General features: G+C 56.4%; 21 protein-coding genes. 15 read left to right on the top strand and 6 right to left on the bottom strand.

Translation table 11 applies throughout. From position 1 onward, the window contains the following. Together FAES_RS11075 and FAES_RS11065 are read left to right on the top strand one after the other, a co-directional pair. On the top strand, positions 1-2,772 hold the full coding sequence (locus tag FAES_RS11075) for a P-loop NTPase family protein (RefSeq protein WP_148289340.1): 2,772 nt from the start codon (positions 1-3) through the stop codon (positions 2,770-2,772). A gap of 217 nt (positions 2,773-2,989) precedes the next feature. Continuing rightward, a complete protein-coding gene (locus FAES_RS11065) occupies positions 2,990-3,571 on the top strand; it encodes a type 1 glutamine amidotransferase domain-containing protein (protein WP_015331296.1) in 582 nt (193 codons plus the stop codon). A gap of 97 nt (positions 3,572-3,668) precedes the next feature. On the opposite strand, the gene moaA is transcribed toward FAES_RS11065, so the two are convergent. Then, positions 3,669-4,649 (bottom strand): GTP 3',8-cyclase MoaA, encoded by a 981-nt coding sequence (gene moaA, locus FAES_RS11060; RefSeq protein ID WP_015331295.1) that lies wholly within the window; start codon positions 4,647-4,649, stop codon positions 3,669-3,671. Positions 4,650-4,736: 87 nt separating this feature from the next. Next, on the bottom strand, positions 4,737-5,195 hold the full coding sequence (locus tag FAES_RS11055) for a hypothetical protein (RefSeq protein ID WP_015331294.1): 459 nt from the start codon (positions 5,193-5,195) through the stop codon (positions 4,737-4,739). 172 nt (positions 5,196-5,367) lie between these two features. Between FAES_RS11055 and FAES_RS11050 the strand changes: the two genes are divergently transcribed. Continuing rightward, positions 5,368-5,838, top strand: a complete 471-nt coding sequence (locus FAES_RS11050; protein ID WP_015331293.1) for a GAF domain-containing protein — start codon at positions 5,368-5,370, stop codon at positions 5,836-5,838. Between the two features lie 9 nt (positions 5,839-5,847). Here the strand turns inward: FAES_RS11050 and FAES_RS11045 are convergent, their stop codons facing one another. Then, positions 5,848-6,366 (bottom strand): pyridoxamine 5'-phosphate oxidase family protein, encoded by a 519-nt coding sequence (locus FAES_RS11045; protein ID WP_015331292.1) that lies wholly within the window; start codon positions 6,364-6,366, stop codon positions 5,848-5,850. Between the two features lie 134 nt (positions 6,367-6,500). Here FAES_RS11045 and FAES_RS11040 point away from each other — a divergent pair, with 134 nt between their 5' ends. The 4 genes from FAES_RS11040 to FAES_RS11025 all read left to right on the top strand — a co-directional run bounded on the left by FAES_RS11040 (position 6,501) and on the right by FAES_RS11025 (position 10,383). Continuing rightward, complete coding sequence (locus FAES_RS11040; RefSeq protein ID WP_015331291.1) at positions 6,501-7,628, top strand: glycosyltransferase; 1,128 nt, start codon at positions 6,501-6,503, stop codon at positions 7,626-7,628. 182 nt (positions 7,629-7,810) lie between these two features. Continuing rightward, on the top strand, positions 7,811-8,488 hold the full coding sequence (locus FAES_RS11035; RefSeq protein WP_051054071.1) for a polysaccharide deacetylase family protein: 678 nt from the start codon (positions 7,811-7,813) through the stop codon (positions 8,486-8,488). Then, complete coding sequence (locus FAES_RS11030; protein ID WP_015331289.1) at positions 8,481-9,494, top strand: glycosyltransferase; 1,014 nt, start codon at positions 8,481-8,483, stop codon at positions 9,492-9,494. Before FAES_RS11035 ends, FAES_RS11030 begins: the two co-directional genes overlap by 8 nt. Positions 9,495-9,549: 55 nt before the next feature. Then, positions 9,550-10,383, top strand: coding sequence for a TatD family hydrolase (locus FAES_RS11025; RefSeq protein ID WP_015331288.1), 834 nt, complete (start codon positions 9,550-9,552; stop codon positions 10,381-10,383). Here the strand turns inward: FAES_RS11025 and FAES_RS11020 are convergent. Both FAES_RS11020 and FAES_RS11015 read right to left on the bottom strand, forming a co-directional pair. Next, positions 10,370-12,181 (bottom strand): ABC transporter ATP-binding protein, encoded by a 1,812-nt coding sequence (locus FAES_RS11020; protein ID WP_015331287.1) that lies wholly within the window; start codon positions 12,179-12,181, stop codon positions 10,370-10,372. The genes FAES_RS11025 and FAES_RS11020 overlap by 14 nt on opposite strands. A 139-nt stretch (positions 12,182-12,320) precedes the next feature. After that, complete coding sequence (locus FAES_RS11015; RefSeq protein ID WP_041258825.1) at positions 12,321-13,742, bottom strand: high affinity choline transporter 1; 1,422 nt, start codon at positions 13,740-13,742, stop codon at positions 12,321-12,323. A 202-nt stretch (positions 13,743-13,944) separates the two neighbouring features. On the opposite strand from FAES_RS11015, the gene FAES_RS11010 reads away from it, so the two are divergent. The 6 genes from FAES_RS11010 to FAES_RS10985 all read left to right on the top strand — a co-directional run bounded on the left by FAES_RS11010 (position 13,945) and on the right by FAES_RS10985 (position 21,868). After that, entirely contained in the window at positions 13,945-14,574 is a 630-nt protein-coding gene (locus FAES_RS11010) for a TetR/AcrR family transcriptional regulator (protein ID WP_015331285.1), read from the top strand. Then, complete coding sequence (locus FAES_RS11005) at positions 14,561-16,243, top strand: TolC family protein (RefSeq protein WP_015331284.1); 1,683 nt, start codon at positions 14,561-14,563, stop codon at positions 16,241-16,243. Before FAES_RS11010 ends, FAES_RS11005 begins: the two co-directional genes overlap by 14 nt. A 98-nt stretch (positions 16,244-16,341) precedes the next feature. Next, positions 16,342-17,493: an efflux RND transporter periplasmic adaptor subunit gene (locus tag FAES_RS11000; protein WP_015331283.1), complete on the top strand. Its 1,152-nt coding sequence runs from the start codon at positions 16,342-16,344 to the stop codon at positions 17,491-17,493. Between the two features lie 80 nt (positions 17,494-17,573). Then, positions 17,574-21,008 (top strand): efflux RND transporter permease subunit, encoded by a 3,435-nt coding sequence (locus FAES_RS10995; protein WP_015331282.1) that lies wholly within the window; start codon positions 17,574-17,576, stop codon positions 21,006-21,008. Between the two features lie 91 nt (positions 21,009-21,099). Continuing rightward, positions 21,100-21,516, top strand: a complete 417-nt coding sequence (locus FAES_RS10990) for an element excision factor XisH family protein (RefSeq protein ID WP_041257774.1) — start codon at positions 21,100-21,102, stop codon at positions 21,514-21,516. A gap of 7 nt (positions 21,517-21,523) precedes the next feature. Next, positions 21,524-21,868, top strand: coding sequence for a XisI protein (locus tag FAES_RS10985; protein WP_015331280.1), 345 nt, complete (start codon positions 21,524-21,526; stop codon positions 21,866-21,868). A 74-nt stretch (positions 21,869-21,942) separates the two neighbouring features. Here FAES_RS10985 and FAES_RS10980 read toward each other — a convergent pair whose 3' ends face one another. Beyond that, a complete protein-coding gene (locus tag FAES_RS10980; protein ID WP_015331279.1) occupies positions 21,943-22,935 on the bottom strand; it encodes a lysylphosphatidylglycerol synthase domain-containing protein in 993 nt (330 codons plus the stop codon). A 32-nt stretch (positions 22,936-22,967) separates the two neighbouring features. On the opposite strand from FAES_RS10980, the gene ruvC reads away from it, so the two are divergent. Further along, positions 22,968-23,561, top strand: a complete 594-nt coding sequence (ruvC, locus tag FAES_RS10975; protein ID WP_015331278.1) for a crossover junction endodeoxyribonuclease RuvC — start codon at positions 22,968-22,970, stop codon at positions 23,559-23,561. 229 nt (positions 23,562-23,790) lie between these two features. Further along, positions 23,791-25,158 (top strand): PhoPQ-activated protein PqaA family protein, encoded by a 1,368-nt coding sequence (locus FAES_RS10970; protein ID WP_015331277.1) that lies wholly within the window; start codon positions 23,791-23,793, stop codon positions 25,156-25,158. Positions 25,159-25,332 lie beyond the last annotated feature (174 nt).

The raw sequence follows: 25,332 nt of genomic DNA, 5'->3' as shown, positions 1-25,332 counted from the left end.
TTGCAAAGCCTGGCAGGAAACCGCACCAGCGATTATTGGAAAGATGTGCGGGCTTTGTCGGGCTTTGGCATTAATCACAACGTTGAGAAAGCCTTCCGGGCCGCGTTGGAGGGCGCGCCGGAGCAATTGGCTGCTGATTATATAGGCTCGCAGCCAGAGGCGATTTCTAAAAAGGAGCGTGTAGAAATTGGGCGATACTTCACTTCGTTAGCCTACCAACTTTCTCGTGCCGACTTACCAGATAATCTGATCGATAGGTACGTGCATGACAGGGCCGCTTTCGTAGAGCAACTACTGAACGAACGGAGCGAACAGGCCTATACCCCCGACTTATCAACCGACCGGAGCCAGCATTTGCTTGCCTGGCTGGTCATTCACCTGGAAAAGAAACTGGGGTTGTACTTTCTGGAAGAGCTTAAACGCGACCATAATACGGAGGTAGGGTACTCGATAGCGTTGTTAGAGCAGTGCGCCCTCGACAGCCGCCGAACGCGCGAACAGCTCGATCAGCTAGCCGATGCGCTGGGCGATATTGCCAGTCATCAGCAAACAGGCCTCGACTTACTTCGACAGGTGCTGCACAGCCTGCAACTGATGCAGGAATACCACCGAAAGCAGGGGATCGACTTTCGTGCATACCGGCGCGATTTTGAGGCCTTGCTTGGTCAGCTTAATGAACGTCAGGAGCCTGTCCTAACCCTGCCGGTTTATGATCTCAGCAAACAGCCGCGCAATCAGTTACTCGACTACCACCTGCAACATACCACCTTTCTGGGTCGCGAGCCGGAGATGGAAGCCCTGTTGCAGTTTATGAATAGCCAGCCAGACAAGCCTTTTCAATGGTGGATGGTGACGGGGCCGGGGGGTATGGGCAAAAGTCGGCTGGCATTTGAGTTTTGCCAGACCATGAGTGGGCTAAGCTATCACATCGGTTTTCTGGAAAAGAGTGATCTGGAAGGTGGTTTCGCGCAGGCTGTAGGCTGGAGCCGATGGCGACCTACTCGCCCCACGCTTATTGTCATCGACTACGTGGCGGCCTATGCGTCTTCTGTACAGGATATGCTGGGTATCCTGCAACGCTGCGCCAGACAGTTGCCTCATCGAGTTCGGGTTTTGTTGCTGGAACGGGAAACTCGTGAAGACTGGTGGGCTGGTTTTGAGAATGACCCGGCCATACACCAAAGCCGGTATGGCGGTATTGATCATCCCCTTCTCGACTTACCTCCGTTTGATGATGAACGCATCTGGAATATTATTACCGAAGTGTACCAGAAAGAGGGGAAAGGACCGCTGCACGCCGACAAAGATGAGACGCTAGCTAAACTGGCCGATCTGGACCCTGAGCGCCGCCCTCTCTTCGCCTTTCTGGTCGGGTTGGCTCTGGCCGCCGACGGGGATATACGGCATTGGAATGTTGAGCAATTATTGACTAACCTGCTCAAGCGATACGAAGATAAGTTTTGGAAAAAACATCCTAGCTACCAACACAATGGACAGGCACACAAAAACCTGCTCATGTTGGCTACGCTGGCGCGGGGAATTCCAGCCGAGAAGATAGATGATTTATACGCGACGGCAATCGCTGGACTCCCGGAACAGATTGACTCAGACCTTTACGAGCGAATGGCCACAGTAGTACGTGATGCCGTAAACAGCCCCGTCGAATACGCAGGTCTACAGCCCGATCTGGTCGGCGAGTACTTTGTTTTAAAACAGCTTACCGAGTTATTGAGGCAGCCAAATGGCCGCCAAAAAGCCGAATCATTACTACAAGCTGCGTGGAGCGTGAAGGCCAGTGACGTATGGTGGATGTGCTGGATGGCCGTGGAGGACTTTTACCCCTACTTTGCCACAACGGCTATCCCCAGCCTGACGCTGACTGACCTTCCTCAATCGGCATCGGCTGAGGATGCTCTGTATTGGTCGCAGTGGCAATACAATCTGGCACATACAGACTCTCAAGTACCTGACAAAGAACGGCATTACCAGAAAGTAAAAACCCTCAACGAGTCAGAAGCCTTTGTCCACGATGCCCCCATCGCGTTACAAAGAGCGATGGCGGCATATAATCTGACCAAATACTACGGGGACGACAAGAACCTGCCTGCTGCCGAGCGCAAGTACGAGGACCTCAAAGCCCTCAACGAGTCAGAAGCCTTTGCCCACGATCCCCCCATCGCGTTACGAAGAGCGAGGGCGGCAGTCAATCTGACCAAATACTACGGGGACGACAAGAACCTGCCTGCTGCCGAGCGCAAGTACGAGGACCTCAAAGCCCTCAACGAGTCAGAAGCCTTTGCCCACGATCCCCCCATCGCGTTACACAGAGCGATGGCGGCATATAATCTGACCAAATACTACGGGGACGACAAGAACCTGCCTGCCGCCGAGCGCAAGTACGAGGACCTCAAAGCCCTCAACGAGTCAGAAGCCTTTGCCCACGATCCCCCCATCGCGTTACAAAGAGCGATGGCGGCATATAATCTGACCTTAACGTATTGTCGGAATGAATACTGGCAGCAAGCCGGGGCGAAGGTTGACGATGCACGCCAACTGGCCGAACTATTTAGCAGCGATGAAGCGATTGGTTACGAAGCAGCCAAAGCAATGGGTGCCTTTTTAGCTTTCACCCAAGAGGCACCAGCCATTATTGAAAACCGTGCCGCCCTCGTTGACCGACTGGCCGAATTGATTCAGCGATTTGGGCAAAGTTCGGTTTGGGAAGAATATTTGCCGGTGTTGAAAGACGTTTTAGCGGCTGAACTCACCTGAACAGGTAGCCCAGATTCACTTCCACACCCATAATGGGGTCTCGCGGGATGCCGCCAACCCACATTCGCATAGCAACGTCGGATTTACCCTTATCAGAGGTTTCCCTAGCTGCCTGAGTTTTTTAAAGATAGCCAACCCAATATCCTGGCTACCCGCTAGTATTTTCCAACTCTTCGATGGGGCTTTGGTTATATGGAGAAAAATAAAACTCAACATCATGGAAAATCGACAAGACGACGGAAGCGTTGAAAAAAAGATTGCGATTCTGCTCACCGACGGGTTCGAGCAGGTCGAAATGACCGAACCCCGCAAAGCCCTGGAAGCCGCTGGCTTTCAGACGCACCTGATCTCGCCCAAACAGGGCGAGGTAAAGGGCTGGGATGAAACCGAATGGGGCGACACCTTCCCGACCGACCTGCCCCTCGACGGTGCTGACCCGGCTCAATACGATGCGCTGCTGCTCCCCGGTGGCGTCATCAACCCCGACAGCCTGCGGCAGGAGCCCAAAGCGGTGAAGTTTGTGCAGCATTTCTTCGAGGCGAAGAAGCCCGTAGCCGCCATTTGCCACGCGCCCATTATGCTGATCGAAGCCGACGTGGTGCGCGGGAAAGAAATTACGTCATTCCCCAGCATCAAAACCGACCTGCGCAACGCCGGTGCTAACTGGGTCGACCGCGAAGTGGTGACGGATGGCAACCTGATCACCAGCCGTAACCCCCACGACATCCCGGCCTTCAACCAGGCCTTCATCAACGTCCTGAAAGAAGGCAAACGCGCCGGCGTAGGCGAGATGAGTTAAGAACTGATAATGAATAATGGATAATGAACAATGTACAATGACTGAGGAGTGAGCCTGCGCAAGCCATTGTACATTGTTCATTATCCATTATCAATTCTTAACCTCCAATCGTAGCCATGGATTCGCTCACTTCAGGGCGGTTGGCTTCGGCTTCGAAGCCGTTTTTGGGGCGGTGCGCAAAGGCTTTCAGGAAGGTCGCTGTCAGGTCGGCGTCGGTTGCGCCGGAGCGGAGTAAGGCCCGTACGTCGAGTACGCCGTTGTCGTACAGGCAAGTTTTGAGGGTACCCTGTGCCGTCAGGCGGATGCGGTTGCAGGAGCCGCAGAAGGTACGCGTGTAAGCGGCAATCACGCCCAACGTACCCACATGGCCCGGTGCCTGATACACCGCTGCCGTCGCGTGGGGTTCGGCGGGTAGCGCTTGTAAGTCCGGGTAAAACGTGCGCAGTTCCTGTAAAATGCGCTGATGCGTCCAGGTCAGTTTGGGGTAGTGGTTACCCTCCCCATTGAACGGCATTTCTTCGATAAACCGAACGTCGATCGGCTGCGTGCGGGCCAGTTCGGCCAGCGGGTACAAGTCATCGATGTTTTTGCCATCCATCACCACGGCGTTGATCTTCACCCGGATGTTATGATCCAGCAGCTTAGCCAACGTACCCAGCACGGCGGGCAACTCATCACGGCGGGTGATCTCGTGGAAACGCGCCCGGTCGAGGCTGTCGAGGCTCAGATTCACCGATTTCATACCCAGGCGGGCCATCTCGGCCACGTGCGGTGCCGTCAGCACGCCGTTGGTAGTCATGTGCAGCTCGCTCAGACCGGGCGTGGCGGCGAGGCGCTCCATAAACGGCATCAGGCCAGCCCGCACAAACGGTTCGCCACCCGTCAGCCGCACCTTCGACACGCCCATCCGGGCCAGCACCGCCACAATCCGTTCCATCTCCTCGTAGGTCAGCACCTGGTGTTTAGGCAGGTACTTAATCCCCGACTCGGGCATGCAATAGAAACAGCGCAGGTTGCAGCGGTCGGTGACGGCCAGCCGCAGGTACGTAATTGGGCGATTGTGATTATCGAAGAGCATCAGCGAAACAACAGCAGCGAGCGCCGGAATGTTGCTGATGCAAGATAACTCATTTACAGCTGGCTTCGGAACCCGGTTTGCGACCCCTCATCGCACCAATTCGAGGTGTTCGTCGTCGGCCGGCTCTTTGTAATCAAGTTTAATGTTGCTCGCCACGGTGGCAGCGTTGACGTTCCAGCTTTGGCTGATGCGGTCGTAGGGTTTGTCCTTGCCCAGGTTGATGGTCAGCGTAGCAACCGACGGGGCCGCGCCGTAGTACGTTACGCCGCCGGGCGTCGAGGTCCACGTACCCCGGATAGTCTTCCCTTTCTCGGTGGCTGTCAGCGTACCATCGGCCAAAAACGTAAAGGTGATGCCCGAATAATCGGCGGTCTTTATTTCGGTGCGTTGCCGATACAGGCTTACCGACCACGTACCTGTCGTCAACACCGGTTTCACATCGTCGGCGGTTGTCGTCGTGGTTGCAGGAGCAGCATCGTCGCTTTTTTTGCACGAAGCAAGGGCCGTCGTCAGGATCAGCGAGGCGGCGAGGAGGAGGGTTTTCATGGTCGTACGGGGTTTCGTCGATTTAGCCGTCCATACGAAAACCAGCAACGATCGGTTGCGTCGCCCATAGCGTAACCCGCCCCGATTGGACCGGTAGTTAAACGGCCGTTCGTACCTTTACTCGCTACGTAAACACCCAAATGCTTGCCCAACGGGTGAGCCAACGTACCTGATGACAACCACGAACATTCAGCCCATACTCGACGCGCTGACATCGACCGGCACCGCCCCCGACTGGACGGCTACCCTCAATCAGATTCTCCAGGCGTTCGATTGCACCACCGGCACCATCCACCGCCTCGACCCCGAAACGGGGCTGCTCACGCTGGTGGCCTACGCCGGGATGCCCGAGTTTTTACTGCCCAAAATCAGCCAGATTCCGATTGGCAAAGGCATGGCCGGTATTGCCGCCGAACGCCGCGAAGCTGTGCAGCTCTGCAACCTGCAAACCGACGAATCGGGTGTGGCTCGGCCCGCCGCCCGCGACACTAAAGTGGAAGGCTCCATTGCCCTGCCCCTGCTGCTCGACGGCACGCTGTATGGCACACTCGGCATCGCCAAACCCGTTCCGTATGACTTCCCCGCGGAGGAGATAGCTGCTTTGGAACAGATTGGCGATGCCATGAGCCGCGCCCTCGCCTAACCGAGTCGGTTATCGAGGCTCGTCGCCCAGCTTTTCATTCCGTCCCGACGAATCGGGTTGGCCCGTCAGTGCGCCTTTGGCCATCTCAAACAGGGTCATCATCTTTCCGCCGGGACGGTCCCAGTATTCGCCAGCGTGCGCGTTTACTTTGATCAGGCAAATGCGGGGGTCGTCTTTGCCATTCGGGAACCACGTTTTAAGGCCATCGTTCCAGAGTTCGTCGATCTTGGCCCTGTCTTTCGAGACTTCGGCCCGGCCTGATAGCGATACGTAGGTTTCAGGGCCGGGGTCGGAATAGCCAAGGGCCACCCGGCTGTTCCGACCGATCTCCCGAACTTTGTTGCTGTCGTCGTAGGCGAAAAACCACAGCGAGCCGTCGGGGTCCATTTCGTGGGTCGCCATGGGGCGCGTGTGAAAATCACCGTTGGGCTCCTGCGTGGTCATCATCGTAATGCGGATGTCGTTGATTTTTTCCCGAAGGGTATCCAGTTCGTGAGCCTTCAGTTGGGGAGCTGCCTGTGCCTGCATGGTCTTGTTGTGTTAGTACTCTACCGAAACACTAGAGAGACAATCCCCGCCATCCCGACCTATTGAATGGGAAAAGAACCTGCTGACGCGGCCACCCCGCCTTCTTCTTTTTCGCACCTGCTTACCTTTACCCCATGATCTGGTTTCTGTGGGCGTTGGCGGGTACGTATGCGCTTGGTACATTGTGGTTGTTTTGGGGTTGGCAATGGCTGCCCATGCCAACGGCGGCATCCAACGACCCCGCCTCACTTCCATCACTGACGGTGGTGATTCCGGTGCGGAACGAAGCGGCCAACCTGCCCAATCTGCTGGCCGACCTGAACCAGCAGACCTACCGAAACTTTGAGGTCATCGTTGCCGACGATGCCTCGACCGACGCGACCGTTACCCTCGCCCAGACCTTTGCTCAAACGGCTCCTTACCCGCTCACGGTATTGGCACTGGCCGACGACCCCACGGTAGCCTCGCCCAAAAAACGGGCCATCGCCCAGAGCATCGAGCGGGCCACGGGTACGTTGATCGTCACGACCGACGGCGACTGCCGGGTAGGCCCGCGCTGGCTCAACACAATCGCCCGGTTTCAGGCACGGAGCGGGGCCAAACTCGTGAGCGGGCCCGTCACGTTTACAACCGATCGCTCCGTTTTTGGCTCTTTACAAACGGTGGAATTTGCCTCGCTGATTGGGGCTGGCGCGGCCACGATGGCCCACGCCCGGCCCACCATGTGCAACGGCGCTAACCTTTGCTACCAGAAAGCGGTTTTTCGGGACGTGGGTGGGTTTTCGGGCATCGATCAGGTGGCGTCAGGCGATGATGAACTGCTGATGCACAAGATCGCAGCGCAGTATCCCGGTGGCGTGCGGTTCCTGAAAGACCGGGACGCGATCGTCGAGACGGCGGCGCATGCGTCACTCATTGCCTTCTACCGGCAGCGCAAACGATGGGCGGGCAAGTGGCGCACGTATACCTCGCTGTTCCCGACGATGCTGGCGGTAGTTGTTTTTTTGTGTAATCTCACGCCGCTGTTGGCACTGGCCGGCTGGGCGTTGGGGACTGTTTCAGCAGACGCGGCGTTGGCTGTTATTCTGCTGAAGATTGTCCCCGAATGGTTGTTTCTGGTGTCGGTCCTACTCTTTTTGCGGAAACGATCGGCCCTGTGGTGGATACCCGCCACGCAATTGATTTACCCGTTTTACGTCGTCTTTTTCGGCCTCGCCGCCCAGCAACCCGGCGTTATCTGGAAAGGCAGACGGCTACAGTAATGTATAATGAATAATGTATGATGAATAATGCGGTCCGCCGGGGGCACCTAGCCGCTGCGGTACATTGACTGGCCGATAATTAGCCACAACCGTTGACATTCAGCCATTGTGCCTCCATGCTGAGGCATCGGACATCATTCATTGTACATCATTCATTATACATTATTCATTCTTCACTCCCCATGTCCCTGTTTCTGCATAAATCGAACTTCCTGTTTCGCACAGTCTACCCCGATTTCTGGTGGCGGCTCGACGCGGACCCGGCCGAACCGACGATTTATCTGACGTTCGACGATGGCCCCATTCCGGGCGTAACGGAGTTTGTGCTCGATCAGTTGGAGCAGTATGCGGCGCAGGCTACGTTTTTCTGCATCGGCGACAATGTGGGTAAGCACCGGGACGTGTTTTACAAAATCATCGAAGCGGGCCACCTCATCGGCAATCACACGTTTAACCACCTCAACGGCTGGAAAACCCACGATGACGTGTATTGGGCCAACATCCGTAAGTGCCAGCGGCAACTGGGTATTCCGACGCCCCTCTTCCGCCCTCCCTACGGAAAGATCAAAAAAAGCCAAGCGGCAGGTATCCGGGCCGACCTGACGGTGGTGATGTGGGACGTGCTCACCGGCGATTTCGACCGTACGCTGGCGAAAGAAACGGTGCTGCAAAAGAGCATCCAGTACACCGAGCCGGGGTCGATCGTGGTGTTTCACGACAGCATAAAGGCGTGGCCGAACCTGCACTACGTTTTGCCCCGCTACCTGGATGAATTTGCCCGTTTAGGGTATCAATTCAAGGCGCTGCCCATCGACCTGCCCATCACGCCGCTGCCGACCCGCCCACCGGCTTATGTCTGAGCCTGCCCTGCCGTTTGTGTCGGTACTGGTGGCAGCTCGCAACGAAGCCGATACACTGGGCGACTGCCTGACGGCCCTGACCCGCCTCGACTACCCCACCGACCGCTACGAAGTGCTGGTTGGCAACGACCAATCGACCGACGAAACGGCGTTCGTGGCTCTTCGTTTCGTCGCGGGCCACCCACACGTTCACCTGATCGACGTCCGGCCCCAGCCAACGGACGTTCCGGCCCGGCTCAACGGCAAAGCCAACGTGCTGGCCCAACTGGCCCAACAGGCGCGGGGCGAGCTGCTGTGCATCACCGATGCCGACGTGCGGGTGCCGCCCTCCTGGCTGACGGGCCTGCTGGCCGAGTTTGGCCCGGATACAGGCATCGTCACGGGCACGACGCTGGTGCAGGGAACAAGCTTTTGGGCTCGACTACAAGCCATCGACTGGCTGCTGGCGTTTGGCCTTATCCAACTGGCCACGTACCTGCGCCTACCCCTCACCGGGTCGGGCAACAACATGGCCGTGCGGCGGGTAGCCTACGACGCTGTGGGTGGGTTTGCGGGGCCTCCGTTTTCGGTGGTGGAAGATTACACGCTTTTTCAGGCCATTGTGGCCAAAGGCTACAGGCATGCCCATCGCCTCCGCCCCGACGTGCTGGCCGAAACGCTGCCGACGCCCACGCTGGGTACGTACCTGCAACAGCGCAAACGCTGGATGCAGGGCGCTTTTTCGTTGCCGATCCCGCTGCTGGGTGGCGTCCTGTTTCAATACCTGCTCGTGCCGATCCTGCTGGCTGTCGCCTTATTTGCCCCCAAAACAGCCCTGTGCATTTATGGGGCGAAGTGGCTGTTCCAGACAGGCGTGGCTTTCTGGACCCTACACCGTACCGGGCAAGGCCACCGCTGGCCCGACTTGTTCCTCTACGAGCCCTGCCAGATCGGGCTGGGTACGTTGTCGTTTCTCTACTACCTCCTCCCCATCCCCATACGCTGGAAAGGGAGAGCGTATAGTTGAGTTTGAGGTTAAACCTTAACCGTCAAACAACACTCACCACCCCTACCTTTGCAGTATGATTTCGCTGATTGATACACACGCGCACAGTTACGACGAGAAATTTGACGCCGACCGGATGGTGGATGGCCAACCGCAGGGCACCCGCGACGATATGTTGCAACGCGCTTTTGCGGAGGGCATTTCGGAAATATGGATGCCCAACTGCGCCGCCGAGACCGTATCTGGCATGATGGCCCTCGCCCACCAATATCCCAACCGCTGCCTGCCCATGATGGGCCTGCACCCGACCTACGTGAGCGAGACGGTCGAAACGGAATTGGCCTTTGTGGAGCAACAACTGGCGCAGACCAACTTCCTGGCCGTCGGCGAGATCGGGCTGGATTTCTATTGGGATATGACCTTCGTACCGCAGCAGTTCATGGCGTTTGAAACGCAACTCCGCTGGGCCGCCGAGCGCGGCCTGTTTGTGTCGCTGCACACGCGGTCGGGGCACGACCGCAATGCCATGCTGGAAGCCGCCGATCTGATTGACAAACTGGCGCTGCCGGGCCTGCGGGGCATTTTCCATTGTTTCGTCGGTACGCTCGACGAAGCCCACCGTGCCATCGAGATGGGCTTTCTGCTCGGTATTGGCGGCGTTGCTACCTTCAAGAATGGTGGGCTCGACAAGGTGATTCCGCACATTGGCCTCGAGCATCTGGTGCTCGAAACCGACGCGCCTTACCTCGCCCCCATCCCGTTCCGGGGCAAACGCAACGAACCCGCCTACACACGTTACGTGGCCGGGCGCGTGGCCGAGTTGCTGGGTACGTCGGTCGAAGAGGTAGCCCAGGCAACGACGGACAATGCGCTTCGCCTGAAGAACAGCAACCGGCCTATGCCTGTGTGAGCACGCCGTCTTTCGGTTGGGGTATTGGGGTAGCCGTACCGCCCTTGCGCTCGCCGATCTGCTGCCGCCACATGGCGTAATACAGGCCTTTCTGCGCCAGCAATTCCTCGTGGCGTCCCTGCTCGGCAATATGGCCGCGTTCGAGCACGAAAATGCGGTCGGCGTGCAGGATGGTGCTGAGGCGGTGCGCGATCAGGATGGTAATGTGCTGGTGCAGGCCCGACAGCTTCCGGACGGTGTTGGTAATTTCTTCTTCCGTGAGCGAGTCGAGGGCCGACGTGGCCTCATCGAAGACCAGCAGCGACGGGTTCCGCAACAACGCACGGGCAATGCTCAGGCGCTGTTTTTCGCCGCCCGATACCTTCACGCCACCTTCACCAATGACCGTGTCGAGCCCCTGTGGCGCACGGGCCAGCAGCGAGTCGGCCGCGGCCTGATGCAGGGCGTTAAGACACTGTTCGTCCGTCGCGTTGGGTGCCACGAAGCGCAGGTTTTCGCGGATGGTGCCGGCAAAAAGCTGAGTATCCTGCGTGACGAAACCGATCTGTTCGCGCAGTTGGTCAAGGTCGATCTCGGCGCCAGGTACGTCGTTGTACAGAATCTGACCGCTCAGCGGCGGGTACAGGCCCACCAGTAGCTTCACCAGCGTGGTTTTTCCGCTACCGCTCGGCCCGACAAACGCGATGGTTTCGCCCACTTCGGCGTCGAACGTGATGCCGTCGAGGGCGGGGTTGCTGGCCGTCAGGTGTTTGAAATGCACGTCGGCGAAGGCCAGTTTTTGCAGCGTACCGATGTTTTTCGGGTGGGCGGGGCGTACGTCGCGGGGCGTGTCGAGGATCTGCTGGTAATTGGCCAGCGAGGCTTCCGTTTCGCGGTAGATATTGATGATGTTACCCAGCTCCTGCAGTGGCCCGAAGATGGCAAACGAGTAGATGAACAACGAGAAGAATTCACCCACCGTGATGTCGCCCTGCACCACCAGGAACAGCATCAACAGCATGATGGCGTTGCGGAGCAGGTTGACGAACGTGCCCTGAATAAACGACAGCGACCGGATGTAGCGCACCTTTTTCAGTTCGAGCTTCAGAATCTTGCCCGTCGTGCTGTTGAGCCGTTCGGTTTCCTGCTGCGCCAGCCCGAGGCTCTTCACCAGTTCGATGTTCCGCAGGCTTTCGGTGGTTGATCCGGCCAGCGCGGTGGTTTCGGCTACAATCGTCTGCTGTACTTTCTTGATTTTTTTGCTCAGCAACGAACTCACAAAGCCCAGCAGCGGAATGGTCAGGAAGTAGGCCGGGGCGATGGGCCAGTAGACCGTGGCGGCGTACCACATCACGAAGATGATGCCCACGATGGACGTAAAGAGCACGTTGACAAACGACTGGATGAGCTTCTCCACGTCGGTGCGGACCTTCTGGAGTTTACCCAGCGTTTCGCCCGACCGCTGGTCTTCAAACACCTGATAGGGCAAATCGAGCGAGTGCCGCAGGCCGTCGGTGTAGAGTTGGGCACCCAGCCGCTGCGTGATCACGTTGACGTAGTAGTCCTGAAAATTCTTGGCAATCCGGCTGACCATTGCCACGCCCAGTGCCTGCAAAATCAGCAAGCCCGCCCCTGCTTCGAGGAAGCCCCAGAAATTGACGTCCCGTAGCGAACCACCAGGCTTCACCACGTACTGGTCAATGATTTTGCGAAAAATGTACGGGTCAAGCAGCGAGAATACCTGATTGACCGCCGCCAGCACCAGCGCCAGAATCAGCAGGCCCCAATAGCGGCGCAAATACGAGTAGAGTAGTTTCATGAAAAAGAGTGTGTATTTGTTGGTAGTTTCTCCGCGAAAGGTGCCCTGGCATTATCCCAGGCAACCCATATACGGACCGAGCCAAGAATTGGCCGGTCAGGCGAACCCATTGCTGAACGCGGACGCAGCCCAAAGGAGTTCAGCTTTCCCTTGGCTTTTCACCCATGAATAAACTTCCCACTGCCATCCCCACCGTGCTGGCGATCAGGCCCCAGAGCATCGGCGGGAAGGACGTACCCAGCCAAAGACAGAGCAGCCACACGCCGAACCCCAGCATAATCGACCAGAGGCAGCCGGGCAGGTTGGCCCGTTTCCAATAGATACCTGCCGCCAGTGGGATAAACAGCGATACCAGACTAAACGCCGACGACTCGCCCACCAGATCGAAAATGCTGGTGGAGCGACCCAGCGTCATGCCTACGCAAATGACCGAGATAACTACGATCGCCCAGCGTATGGTGCGCAACAGGCGAACGTCGGTCAGGTTGGGTCGGAAAAACTTCACGATGTTTTCGCCAAAGACCGTGGCGGGGGCCAGAATCGCGCCGCTCGATACGCTCAGGATAGCCGACGTGAGTGCGCCGAAAAACAGAATTTGCAAGGGCAGGCTACCGTGCCGCATCACCATATTCGGGATGATCAGTTGTCGGCTTTGTTCATCGGCACCGGCCAGGTCGGGGTGAAGCAGGCGGGCTGCCACGGCGATGAAAAGGGGCAGGGCCGCTACCGTCAGGTAGAGCCCTGAGGCCAGATACGACGCCCGCACCGACACCGACGCCGATTTGGCCGACATCACCCGCTGGAAAATATCCTGCTGGGGAATGCTGCCCAGCCCGATCGTCATCCAGGCGGCCAGGTACGTTGCCCAGCCGTGTTCGTGCGCCGCCGGTACATTGCTGCTGGGCAGAAACTGAAAGAACCCGGCGGGCATCCGGGCCACCACGCCCCCAATACCGCCCACCTGCGGATACAGCACCACGGCCAGCACCACCAGCGCCAGAATGATGATCAGGTTGTGCAGAAAGTCAGTGATAGAGATGGACCACATACCACCCAGCAAGGTATAAATCATCACGATCGAGGCACTTACCACAATGCCCCACGCCATCGGAATCCCAATCACGACGTTGAGCACGATGCCGATGGCGATGTACTGCGCGGCAATCCAGCTGAAATACGACGGGATCACGATGAGGGCGCTCATCAACTCAGCCGACCGCCCATACCGAACCCGGAAGTAGTCGGAAAAGGTGGTAATACCTTCGTTGTATAAAGGTCGGGCAAAAAAAGCACCGACCAGAAACAGGCACAACGCCGATCCAAACGGTTCTTCGATGATGCTCAACACCCCGCCCCCCGGCGCTCCCTCGACAAACTTGGCCGGGGCTCCCATGATGCTTTCCGAGCCGAACCAGGTCGCAAACGTGACCGACGTAGCCAGCGCCAGCGATAGTCCCCGCCCCGCCAGCACAAAGTCCTGCGTGGTGGTGACGCGCCGCGCCGCCCAGGCGCCAATGGCAATGTTGGACAGCAGATAGAGGCTGATGCAGACGATGAGAATCATGGGTATAGATGGCAGTTAGGCATCAGACATGTTGAGTTAAAAAGGGGCTGCCGCACCGGCCAGCTAACGGCCCAGATGTTACAATTCATAGTTCTTCCTTAATCTTTCAAAGATGCCCTAAAAAACGGAGGAAGCTGCGAACCATCCGATAGTTTCCCCCGTTCCATGCGTAACGACACCCAAGTTGATTACCCATGCAATGAAAGAAAAGATATTGGCTGAAGCAGAACGGCTCTTCTGGAAATATGGCGTTCGGACGATTACGATGGACGACATCGCCCGGCGGCTGGCCATCTCCAAGAAGACGATCTATCAGCATTTTACCGACAAGGAAGACATTGTCTATCAAGTCGTTGAATGGCACATGACCCATGAGCAAAACGACTACTGTCGGCTGAAAGAAAAAGAGTTAAATCCCATCGAAGAAATTGTGCTGGCCTCCAACATGATGCGTCAGCACGCAGACAAAGTCAACCCGAGTTTACTGCTGGATGTACAACGCTACTTCCCCAAAGCCTGGGAGGTCTTTCTGAAACACAAGGAAAACCACATCACCAAAGACCTGATCGACAACCTGCAACGCGGCGTGGAGCAGGGACTTTACCGGTCCGATTTCGACATTGAGACGATGGCCCGGCTACGGATTGAGTTGATACAGCTTGGCTTCGATGAGCGCGTTTTTCCCCACCAGCGGGATGTGTACACCACCCAGGATCAGCTCCTCGACCACTACATCCGGGGCATTCTGTCGGCGAGCGGGCTGGCTAGTTATGAGGCATTAAAAACAAAAGTGAACGAGTACAACCTGAGTATCTATGAAAACAAATAATACCATTCGCTTGCTACCGGGTTGGCTGCTGGCGGGTTGGTTGAGCGCCTCGACGCTGGGCATCGCTATGGCACAGGTACCTGCGGGTACGGTGCCCACGCAGCCATCGGTGGGGCAACAGCCTACCGGCGGCGCCCCTAGTGGCCAACAACCCAGTGCCCAACAGCCTGCCGGCACGGGGGCCGTTATCGTGCAACCCGGCACACCCGGTACGGGGGCCGTGGTGCCGTCGCAGCCCTCGACTCTACCCGGCACCCCTCAACCGGGCGTGTCGAACACGCCGGTCAATCTACAACCGGCCAACGTACCCGCAACGATCAACTCGGGCCTGGCCCCGGCACCAACGGGCCTTAACCCCAACGGGCAGTCAGGTTCGGGACAGCCGTTTACCTTGCAGGAAGCCATCGACTTTGCCGTTAAGCAAAACGTCAATGTGCGGAACAGCCAGCTCGACGCGGTCAGCTCTGAAGCGCGCATTCGCGAGGTGAAGTCCTCGGCCCTGCCGCAGATCAGCATCAGCGGTTCGTTTACCGACAACCTGATCATTCAGCGGGCCTTTTTACCAGCCAAGACGTTCAACCCAACAGCACCGGCCGATGCCCCCGACATTGCCGTTGAGTTTGGGGTGCCGTATTCGGCCAACGCCTCGGCGACGCTGAATCAGTTGCTCTACAGCGCCAGCCTGAACGTAGGCCTGCGGGCTGCCGCCACCTATCGTGAACTGGCTCAACGGACCATTCAGGCCACCAAGATTACCGTGGCGGAACAGGTATCAAAAGCCTATTATGGCGTATTGGTGGCTCAGGAACGGGCCAAACTGCTCGATCTGAACATTGGGCGGCTCGACACGCTACTGCGCGAAACCAACGCCCTGAACAAACAGGGGTTCGTGGAAAAGCTCGACGTGCAACGCCTTGAAGTGCAGGCTAACAACCTGCGGGCCGAGCGGCAGAACGTGCAGAACCTGATTCAGCTAAGCTACGCGCTGCTGAAGTTTCAGATGGGCCTGAGTGTCAATGACGATATCGCCCTGACGGAACAGCTTCAGGAACGGAACCTCGACGAACTGCGGCAATTGATTGCGCCCGACCCGACGTTCCAGTACAGCAGCCGGATTGAGTTTTCGACGCTCGAAACGCAGATCAAGCTGGCCCAACTCGACATCGAAGGCACGCAGAAAGGTTATTTTCCTACGCTTTCGGCGTTTGTCAACTACGGCTACAACAACGGCCGGAGTAAGATCGGGCAGATGTTTACAACGCCTTACCCCAACTTCTCGACGGCGGGGTTGAGCCTGCAAATTCCGGTGTTCGATGGTGGCCTGAAAAAGTACCAGATCGCGCAGAAGCGAATTACGCTCCAGAAAGCACAGAACAGCGGCGAGTTGCTGCGGAACTCCATCGACCTGCAAATCCGGCAGTCGAGCATCACGCTCAACAACGGGTTTCAGACGCTGCAAACCCAGCAACGCAACCGCGACCTGGCTCAGGAAATTGTACGCGTTACCCGAATCAAGTACAAAGAAGGCGTCGGTTCCAACATCGAGGTGTTGAACGCTGAAACCTCGCTTCGCGAAGCCCAAACCAATTATTTCGCCTCCCTATACGATTTCCTCATCGCCAAGGTGGATCAGGATAAAGCACTGGGTCGGCTATACATCGGACAATAAATCAGAATGTACAATGCACACTGTATGATGTACAATGTAGCCAGCCGTCAAGCGCCCATTGTTCATTATACATTGTCCCTTATACATTTGAAAGAACCATGAAACATACCTATTTAACCATATTCTTGCTTGCGGCGACCGCCTCAGGTACGTTGCTGACGAGTTGCGGTGGGGAGAAGAAGAGCGATCTTCAAACCAAGAAAGAAGAGCTGGCCAAGCTCAAAGGAGAGCAGGGCGACCTGAACGCCAAGATCAAGACGCTGGAAACCGAACTGGCCAAGCTGGACCCGGTGAAGCGGGAAGAAGCCAAAGTAAAAGCGGTGTCCGTATCGCCGGTAACGGCCACGACCTTCCGCCACTTTGTGGAGTTGCAGGGCTCGATCGACGCCAAGAACAACGTGCAGGTGTCACCCAAAGGAGCCGGTGGCACCATCACGGCCATGTACGTGACGGAAGGAACGCCGGTGCGGGCCGGGCAGGTGATTGCCAAGCTCGACGATCAGATCGTGCGCGAGTCGCTCAACGAAGTGCAGACGCAGCTGGCACTGGCCAACACGGTCTACGAAAAGCAGGCGAACCTCTGGAAGCAGCAGATCGGCACCGAGTTGCAGTACTTGCAGGCCAAGAGCAACAAAGAGTCGCTGGAGCGCCGCATCGCTACCATCAAGGCGCAGATTGGGCAGTCGAACGTAACGGCGCCGATCTCGGGTGTGGTCGATCAGGTGAACGCGAAGGTGGGCATGACGGCCGCACCGGGCATGGGTATCGTGCGGATCGTGAACCTCTCGCAACTGAAAGTGGTGGCGAAAGTAGCCGATACGTATGCAGGTACCGTTCGGAAAGGCGACGCCGTGCAGATCAACTTCCCCGACATCAACCGGCAGTTGAACGCCCGCATCAGTTTCGTGTCGACTTCAGTTGATCCGCTGAGCCGCACCTTCACGATCGAGGCTCCGCTGCCGTCGAGTAGCGACCTGAAACCGAACATGCTGGCGCAGGTTAAAATCAACGATGCCTCGACGCCCAATGCCGTTGTCATTAACCAGAACCTGATTCAGAATACGGAGAACGGACAGCTCGTCTATGTGGCTGTCAACGAGGGCGGGAAGCGCGTGGCGAAGGCCCGCAAAGTAACGACGGGCCAGAGTTATGGTGGCCAGATTGAGATCAAGCAGGGCCTGAGCACTGGTGACCAGCTCATCACGCAAGGCTACCAGGAAGTGACGGATGGACAGGCCATTTCATTTTAAGTTCAAGGTTTAACGTTCAATGTTCAGAGCCATTTTGAACCTTGGACGTTGGACCTTGAACAGTAAACCCCAACAAGCGCATGCGCTTTTCAGACTACAAAACCCTCGGCTTTACCAACTGGTGCGTCGAGAACCGGACGGCAGTCTACATTTTCACCATCCTCATTACGCTGGGGGGGCTGTTTGTGTACAACAACCTGCCGAAAGAGCAGTTTCCCGACATCAAGATCCCGACGATCATCGTGCAGACGGTGTATTTCGGTACGGCACCCGCCGATATCGAGAATACCATCAACAAGCCGATTGAGAAGCAGATCAAGTCGATCACCGGCGTGAAGCGGGTGAAATCAAACGCCTTGCAGGACTTCTCGCTCATCACCGTCGAGTTTAACCCCGACGTGCAGGTGCCCGAAGCCCTCCAACGGGTCCGTGACGCCATCGACAAGGCGAAACGCGACCTGCCGCAGAAGGTCGACAGCGGCCCAACGGCGCAGGACGTGAACTTCTCGGAGTTCCCGATCATGAACATCAACCTGGCCGGTAACTTCTCGCTGAACCAGCTGAAGGACTACGCCGAAGACATGCAGGACGCCATCGAGGCCATGCCCGAAATTAGCCGGGTCGACATCGTGGGTGCGCTGAAACGGGAGATCCAGATCAACGTGGATCTACCCCGGATGCAGTCGTCGGGCCTGGCGTTCTACGACATTCAGAGTGCCGTTCAGGGCGAAAACATCAACGTGTCGGGCGGTGACCTCGACGTGGACGGTGTGCGCCGCACGCTGCGCGTGAAAGGTGAGTTTACCAACGTCGATCAGATCCGGCAGTTGCAGATCCGCACCGCAACCGGCGCAACCCTGCGCCTGGGCGACGTGGCCGACGTGCAGGACAGCTTCGAAGAGCAGCAGGATTTCGCCCGCCTCGACAACAAGACGGTCGTGACCCTCAACGTGATCAAGCGCGCCGGGGCCAACCTGCTGTCGGCATCGGAGAAAATCGAGCACACGATCGAAGAATACAAAGCCGACCGCTTCCCGCAGGGGCTCGACATCAAGATCACGGCTGACCAGTCGGAGCGGACGAAAGAAGACGTCAATGACCTGGTAAACACGGTGGTACTGGGCTTCATCTTCGTGGTATTGGTGCTGATGTTCTTCATGGGTGTGCGTGACGCCATCTTCGTGGGCCTGTCGGTGCCGCTCTCGGCGCTGGTGGCCTTCGTGTTGATGCCCATTCTGGGGCCAATTGTGGGCACGGCCTTTACGCTGAACACGATCGTGCTGTTTGCCTTCCTGCTCGGGTTGGGCCTGGTGGTCGATGATGCCATCGTGGTGATCGAAAACACGCACCGGCTTTTCAACCAGAACAAAGACTGGACGATTCAGCAGGCCGTAAAAGCAGCCGCCGGTGAGGTGTTCATTCCCGTACTCTCGGGTACGTTGACAACCATCGCGCCCTTCTTCCCGCTGCTATTCTGGCCGGGTATCGTGGGCGAATTCATGAAATTCCTGCCCCTGACGCTCATCCTGACGCTCTTCGCCTCGCTGTTTGTGGCCTACGTGATCAACCCCGTCTTTGCGGTGTCGTTCATGAACCGCCACGACGACGATCACCACGAAGACAACCAGGGTTTCGACGCCATCAAACGGCCGCTGATCGTGATGACCGTGCTGGCCGTGATTGGGTACGTGATGGACCGGGGGCTGGGCAACCTGTTCGTGCTGTTCATCGTGCTGTATGTGTTCAACCACTATGTGCTGACGCCGTACCTGATCGTACCGTTCCAGGAAAATCTGCTGCCGAAGCTAAAAAATGGCTACCGGCGCCTGATCTCGTTCCTGCTCGTCGGCTGGCGGCCGGTGGGCGCGGTGGCGGCGGCCTTTGGTTTGCTGGTGATGACGTTCCTGCTGATGGGTGTTTTCCCCCCGACGGTAATCTTCTTCCCCAGTGGTGAGCCTGATTACATCTACGTCTACAATGAGATGCCTCAGGGCACCGACGCTAAAGTGACCGATTCACTGACGAAGGTGATCGAGAAGCGGGTGTACAAGGTCCTCAACGACAACAACGCGATGGCGGCCGTCAACTCGGTGATCTCCAACGTGGGTAAAAACGCCGGTGACCCACAGAACCCCGACCGCAACGCCACGCCCCAGAAATCGAAGGTGACGGTCGCGTTCAAAGGCTCGCAGCACCGCGACGGCCTCCCGACCGACTCCATCCTGTCGAAGGTCAGAGTGGCCATGCAGGGCATTCCCGGTACCGAAATTTCGGTGCAGCGCGAAAGCAACGGCCCCCCAACGGGTAAACCCATCGCGGTCGAGATTGCGGGCGACGATTTTGCCACGCTCCAACAGTTGGAGAAGCAGGTACGTCAGCGTATTCAGCAGGCGGGCATCGAAGGCATCGAGCAGTTGAAGTCGGACCTCGTGACCAACAAGCCGGAGATTGTCCTGAACATCAACCGCGACAAGGCGGAGCGGGAAGGCATCAGCTCGCAGCAGGTGGCCTTTAGCATCCGTACGGCCCTGTTCGGTACGGAAATCTCGAAGTTCCGCGACCCGAAAGACGAATACCCGATCATGCTCCGGCTGAAGAAAGACAACCGTGGCCAGATTGAGCGGCTGCTGAGCCAGAACATCGTGTACCGCGACATGAACTCGGGCGGCGCGCTGCGGCAGGTACCGCTGACCTCGGTCGTGGACGTGCAGTATTCGACGACCTTCAGCCAGATCAACCGCAAGAATCAGGAGCGGGTGGTTACCCTCAGTTCCGACGTGGTGGCGGGCTACAACGCCAACCAGATTGTAGCGCAGATCCAGCAGTTGGTCAACGACATGGACGTACCCAACGGCTATAGCATCCGCATGGGTGGTGAGCAGGAAGACCAACAGGAGTCAATGAACTTCCTGGTGTCGGCCTTCGGCATCGCCATTCTGCTGATCTACCTGATCCTGGCAACGCAGTTCAACTCGGTGATCAAGCCGTTCATCATCTTCACCACGATTTTGCTGTCGCTGATTGGTGTGTTCCTCGGCTTCATGATTACGGGCAAAGATTTCTCGGTGATCATGTCGGGCGTTGGGATTATCGCCCTGGCGGGTATCGTGGTAAAAAATGGCATTCTGCTCATCGAGTTTATCGAAGAGTTACGCGGCCGGGGCATCCCGACGCGCGAGGCCATCATCGAAGCGGGCGGCACTCGTCTGACGCCGGTATTGCTGACGGCAGCGGCGGCGGTACTCGGTCTGGTGCCCCTGGCGTTTGGTATCTCGATGAACTTCGTGAGCCTCTTCCGCGACTTCGACGCGAACCTGATCATCGGCGGGGCCTCTTCGGTCTTCTGGAACATCCTGGCCTGGACGATCATCTACGGCCTGACCTTCTCGACCGTCCTGACGCTGGTGATTGTGCCCTGCCTCTACTGGATCAACGAGCGCGTCCGCGACAAGTGGTTCCGCAAAGGCAACCAAGCGACCGTACCGGCTCATCAGGAAGAACCGGCCGAAGTATAGCCAACGTACCTAAAACGTAAAACGCCCCCGATCACACGATTGGGGGCGTTTTATCTTATATTCATTCCTTAAATTTTTTCTCAGAAAAGACGTGGCGAAGGATCTGTTTCATGAGGCTGTAAAAATTGCGTTGCAAAAAGAAGGTTGGGAGATCACCCATGATCCCTACTTTCTGGAAGCTTTAGGAACAGATATTCAGATTGATCTTGGAGCCGAAAAGTTAATCGGTGCCCAACGAGGTAAAGAGTATATTGCCGTAGAAGTTAAAAGTTTCATTGGTCCATCGCTGGTCTATGATTTTCATTTAGCATTAGGGCAATACATGAATTACCTGCGTGGCCTACGCAAAAACGATCCTGCTCGGCGTTTGTTTTTAGCAGTACCTGAGAGCGCTTATTACTCGTTTTTCTTGAAAGCCGATGTCGCCGAAGCCGTCAAAGACTTCAATCTTAATCTGCTTGTTTACAACGATATATCGCAGACAGTTGTCGAATGGGTACTACCTTGAGCACTTTATGAGCAACAAACGAGAGCAATATCGGGCCATTTTATTAGCCCTGCTTAATCAGTGGGCTGCCTATACGCCTGCGAATCTGGCAGAAGCAGAGGGGCAAGTAATAGCCGATCTTCAACGAGACCATTTTCAACTCGTCAGGCTTGGCTGGCGAAACGACGCGTTTGTTCACAATACCATCTTCCACTTCGACATAAAAGCGGATGATAAGGTGTGGATTCAGGCCAACTGGACAGATACAGACATTGCAGCTGAACTGGTAGAACGCGGCATTGAGAAAACGGACATCGTATTGGGCTTTCAACCACCACGTTACCGGCCTTATACAGGTTACGCTACAGCCTGACCTTTTCGACTGTATTGATGCTGATGGCTTTAACGGCTAGCGCAACTGGTAGCGTTTGAGAAAACGGCCAGATACTACCGCTCCCCTACCGCCCGGCCCACCGTCCGCCCAACGAACGCCAGCCCAATCAGGACCGGGAGCAGGATGTTGATCAGCCAGAGCGTCAACGTGGCGGTGAGCAAGAGCGGCGCCGGTAAGCCAAACGGCGCAAAGACCCAGAGCGCGGCGGCTTCCCGGATGCCCAGATCACTAAGCCAGTTGAACGCCGGCGCGATGGTTTTCACCAGATAGATGACGCCGACGCCAGCCGCCAATGGAACCGCCGCCAGGTCAACGCCATACAGTCGGAAGGCAGCGACCAATTGCATCGAAAAGATCAGATGCCGCAGCAACGCCAGCCCAAACGCCCCGGCCATATCGGCGTGGCTATACTGCCCGATCACGGCCCAATAGCGGGCATACGTACCCAGCCTCGGCCACCGCTCCGACCAGCTGACGAACCGATGCCGGTAAAAATTCAACACGACGCCAGCCGCCGACAACGTACCCAGCAGGCCCAGCAGCACCCGCCCACCCGTGGTATCGCGGACAGGTGCATAGGCCAGGTACGTTGCCCAGGCCACCGCCCCCACAATCACCGCGACGTAGAACTGCATCCCACCCGAGACCAGCGCCGCCCCGATGGCCGCCCCCCGCTCAGGTACGTTGCCCGGCCCGCGACGCGCCCGGATGGAAAAGACCCGCCCGGCGGTGTCGCCCAGCGGACCGGGCAGCGCCATGCCGAGCGACAGCCCCGCCAGCACGCCGCCCAGCGCTTCCGAAAAACGCAGGGGTTGCACCCGCCGGGCCAGCCACTGCCATTTCAAGGCTTCGACCGACCAGTTCAGTGGCGTTAGTGCGAGCAGGATCAGCGCGTTGGGCGACGTCCAATCCGTTCGTCGGAGTTGTTGGGCGAGGATTCGCCAGTCGGTGGGTTGCTGACGGACGGTATAGGCGATGAAGAGCAGCAGCCCGAAAAACGTCGCCAGTTTGGCCCAGAAAGTGATTTTTTTAGCAAAACTGGGCATTGAAACCGATTCCTTAGCGTTACCTTGCACGTATGGCCTTGCAGACAAAAGCTTCACCACCCGATTTGCCCGAGAAAATTATTCTTGGCGTTGACCCCGGCACGCAGATCGCCGGTTACGGGGTTATCTCGGTTCGGGCCGGGGTGATGCGGATGCTGCAATACGGCGTGGTGAACCTCACCAAATATACGACCCACCAGCTCAAGCTTCAGAAACTGCACGAAACGATGCTGCGCCTCATCGAGGAACACCACCCCGACGAGATGTCGATCGAAGATCCGTTTTTCGGTAAAAACGTGCAGGCCATGCTGAAATTGGGTCGGGCGCAGGGCGTGGTCATGGCCGCCGCCCTATCGCGCAACATTCCGATTGTCGAGTACGCACCGCGCCGGGTGAAGCAGTCGGTGACGGGGAACGGCAACGCCTCAAAAGATCAGGTCGCGCACATGGTGTCGCACCTGCTGAAAGTGGACCTGGAACCGCAGTTCTTCGACGCGACCGACGCGCTCGCCATCGCCATCTGCCATCATTTCCACGAAAACGCCCTACCCACCCGCTCGACTAAATCGACCAAGAAAGGTGCCTGGGGGGCTTTCGTCAGCGAGAACGGCGACCGGGTCATGTGACAGGACGTGATCTTGACAGCTTTCTTAATCGTGTGGCATTAGATTAGACTCGTCTTGCTAAAAGCCTACCTTAGTTTGTCTTGAGACGGACTAAAGCTCAATGTGCCTTGCCCCTGTGAATGGCAATTTTTTAAGCGGAGTCGCAGAAGGTTTTTCTGTTAAGCGATTGTTTTCAGGTAGTGCAAGTCCGAAGCAGCCTTAAAAAACATTACGATAGACCGAGCTCAGTATGGTTATTAATACTTTTTTGAGCAGATTACTGGCTAGCGCTCTGTTCTTTATCACAAGTATATTTTGTGCGTTTTCGCAACCACCCGGGCCCCTTGCGACACGAAACGTTCAGACAGACCCTCATACTATTTTACCGCAGTACGTCAGTGAATCAGACTCTGCCTATCAGTGGGAAATAATCCAGCGGTCAACTACGAACAAGGGTACTTTCTTTCAGCTATCGCTTGTATCACAGAGGTGGCGAAACATTCGCTGGAAGCATAATTTATTCGTGTTCTTCCCGGTTTCGTACTCATCAACGACGGGATTCTTATCCTTACAAATGTCGTTTGAGCCCGATCAGGCTTATACTGGACTGTTACAAGCTGCTCAAGCTACGGGCATGCCCTGTGCCATACTAGGTGACGTACCCAATCAGCCTCTATTTGATGGAAAATGGGAAGATGAACTCCTTAATTACACCTTCGAGCGCTATCTGCAAACCGGAGAGGGTACTTGGCCTTTGCTACTTCCAATGGTTAAGGGAGCCGTTCGGGCGATAGATGCGCTTCAAGCGCTAACTAAGCAACAAGCTTTTCCTATTCTTGAGCATTTCATTCTTGCTGGCCACTCTAAACGAGGTCATACAGCTTGGCTTACGGCTGCAGTAGACAAGCGTGTAACCGGACTCGTTATTCAGGGATTCAATACACTAAATTCAGTAGCTCAAATTCCGCATTACTTAGCTGTTTATGGTGAACTCAATCAATCCGCTTTGGCTGCAAAAAAAGTAATCGAGCAAATAAATACGAACCAAGGTCAGAATCTGCTCCAGATTGTCGATGCCTACACGTATCGAGACCAGTTAATGTTGCCCAAGCTACTCATCGTTGGCACTAATGATGACTATACGCCGGTCGATGCCTTGAATTTGTATTGGTCTGGTTTACGGGGTTCTAAATCGGTTCTATCGCTAACAAATACTGACCATGTTGGAGCCAACAACGATGCCAGGCTCTTTCCGACGGCCTACGCTTTTATTCAAGCCACAGCAAAAGGAGAAACTCTGCCCAATCTGCAAAGTAATCTTGAGCAGCAGAAAGGTAAAATCAAGCTGATTATCACAACTGACGAATCGGCTTCGACAGCCCGTGTTTGGCGAACTCATTCATCGACTCAAGACTTCCGAGAAAGTCAATGGGTAGCTCAGTCGGTAGTTTTAACCGTTGATTCAATAGCTCAAAAAAAGAAGCCTTTTAAGTGGTTTGTACTAGAGATTGATGAACCTGCATCCGGATATATGGCTCTGATTGGTGAGGTTGAGTTTGCTAACCAATCGAAAAACTTCATATTATCAACTATACCCTACGTCATAAAAAGCAGATGATTCTTTATTATAAACTTAAACGGCCTATTTGAAAGCTTGGGCCAGAGATGTATACTGTAACAAATCGGTATGTAAAAATCGGCAAACACGCCCTCTCCACCCGCTCGACCAAGAAAGGAGCTTAGGGTGCCTTCGTCAGCGAGAACGGCGACCGGTTCATGTAACAAAGCGATA

The organism is Fibrella aestuarina BUZ 2, assembly GCF_000331105.1.
Lineage (GTDB): Bacteria > Bacteroidota > Bacteroidia > Cytophagales > Spirosomataceae > Fibrella > Fibrella aestuarina.
Note: the sequence above shows the minus strand (reverse complement) of the source record. Positions and strands in the feature narration are given on the sequence as shown.

Excerpts from the sequence above, each read along its gene's own strand:
- FAES_RS11005 (WP_015331284.1), top strand. The coding sequence starts at position 14,561 with ATGAAAACAAATAATACCATTCGCTTGCTACCGGGTTGGCTGCTGGCG.
- FAES_RS11010 (WP_015331285.1), top strand. The coding sequence starts at position 13,945 with ATGAAAGAAAAGATATTGGCTGAAGCAGAACGGCTCTTCTGGAAATAT.
- FAES_RS11020 (WP_015331287.1), bottom strand. The coding sequence starts at position 12,181 with ATGAAACTACTCTACTCGTATTTGCGCCGCTATTGGGGCCTGCTGATT.
- FAES_RS10980 (WP_015331279.1), bottom strand. The coding sequence starts at position 22,935 with ATGCCCAGTTTTGCTAAAAAAATCACTTTCTGGGCCAAACTGGCGACG.
- FAES_RS11040 (WP_015331291.1), top strand. The coding sequence starts at position 6,501 with ATGATCTGGTTTCTGTGGGCGTTGGCGGGTACGTATGCGCTTGGTACA.
- FAES_RS11030 (WP_015331289.1), top strand. The coding sequence starts at position 8,481 with ATGTCTGAGCCTGCCCTGCCGTTTGTGTCGGTACTGGTGGCAGCTCGC.
- FAES_RS10995 (WP_015331282.1), top strand. The coding sequence starts at position 17,574 with ATGCGCTTTTCAGACTACAAAACCCTCGGCTTTACCAACTGGTGCGTC.
- ruvC (WP_015331278.1), top strand. The coding sequence starts at position 22,968 with ATGGCCTTGCAGACAAAAGCTTCACCACCCGATTTGCCCGAGAAAATT.
- FAES_RS10985 (WP_015331280.1), top strand. The coding sequence starts at position 21,524 with ATGAGCAACAAACGAGAGCAATATCGGGCCATTTTATTAGCCCTGCTT.
- moaA (WP_015331295.1), bottom strand. The coding sequence starts at position 4,649 with ATGCTCTTCGATAATCACAATCGCCCAATTACGTACCTGCGGCTGGCC.
- FAES_RS10970 (WP_015331277.1), top strand. The coding sequence starts at position 23,791 with ATGGTTATTAATACTTTTTTGAGCAGATTACTGGCTAGCGCTCTGTTC.
- FAES_RS11065 (WP_015331296.1), top strand. The coding sequence starts at position 2,990 with ATGGAAAATCGACAAGACGACGGAAGCGTTGAAAAAAAGATTGCGATT.
- FAES_RS11025 (WP_015331288.1), top strand. The coding sequence starts at position 9,550 with ATGATTTCGCTGATTGATACACACGCGCACAGTTACGACGAGAAATTT.
- FAES_RS11050 (WP_015331293.1), top strand. The coding sequence starts at position 5,368 with ATGACAACCACGAACATTCAGCCCATACTCGACGCGCTGACATCGACC.
- FAES_RS11045 (WP_015331292.1), bottom strand. The coding sequence starts at position 6,366 with ATGCAGGCACAGGCAGCTCCCCAACTGAAGGCTCACGAACTGGATACC.
- FAES_RS11000 (WP_015331283.1), top strand. The coding sequence starts at position 16,342 with ATGAAACATACCTATTTAACCATATTCTTGCTTGCGGCGACCGCCTCA.
- FAES_RS11055 (WP_015331294.1), bottom strand. The coding sequence starts at position 5,195 with ATGAAAACCCTCCTCCTCGCCGCCTCGCTGATCCTGACGACGGCCCTT.
- FAES_RS11035 (WP_051054071.1), top strand. The coding sequence starts at position 7,811 with ATGTCCCTGTTTCTGCATAAATCGAACTTCCTGTTTCGCACAGTCTAC.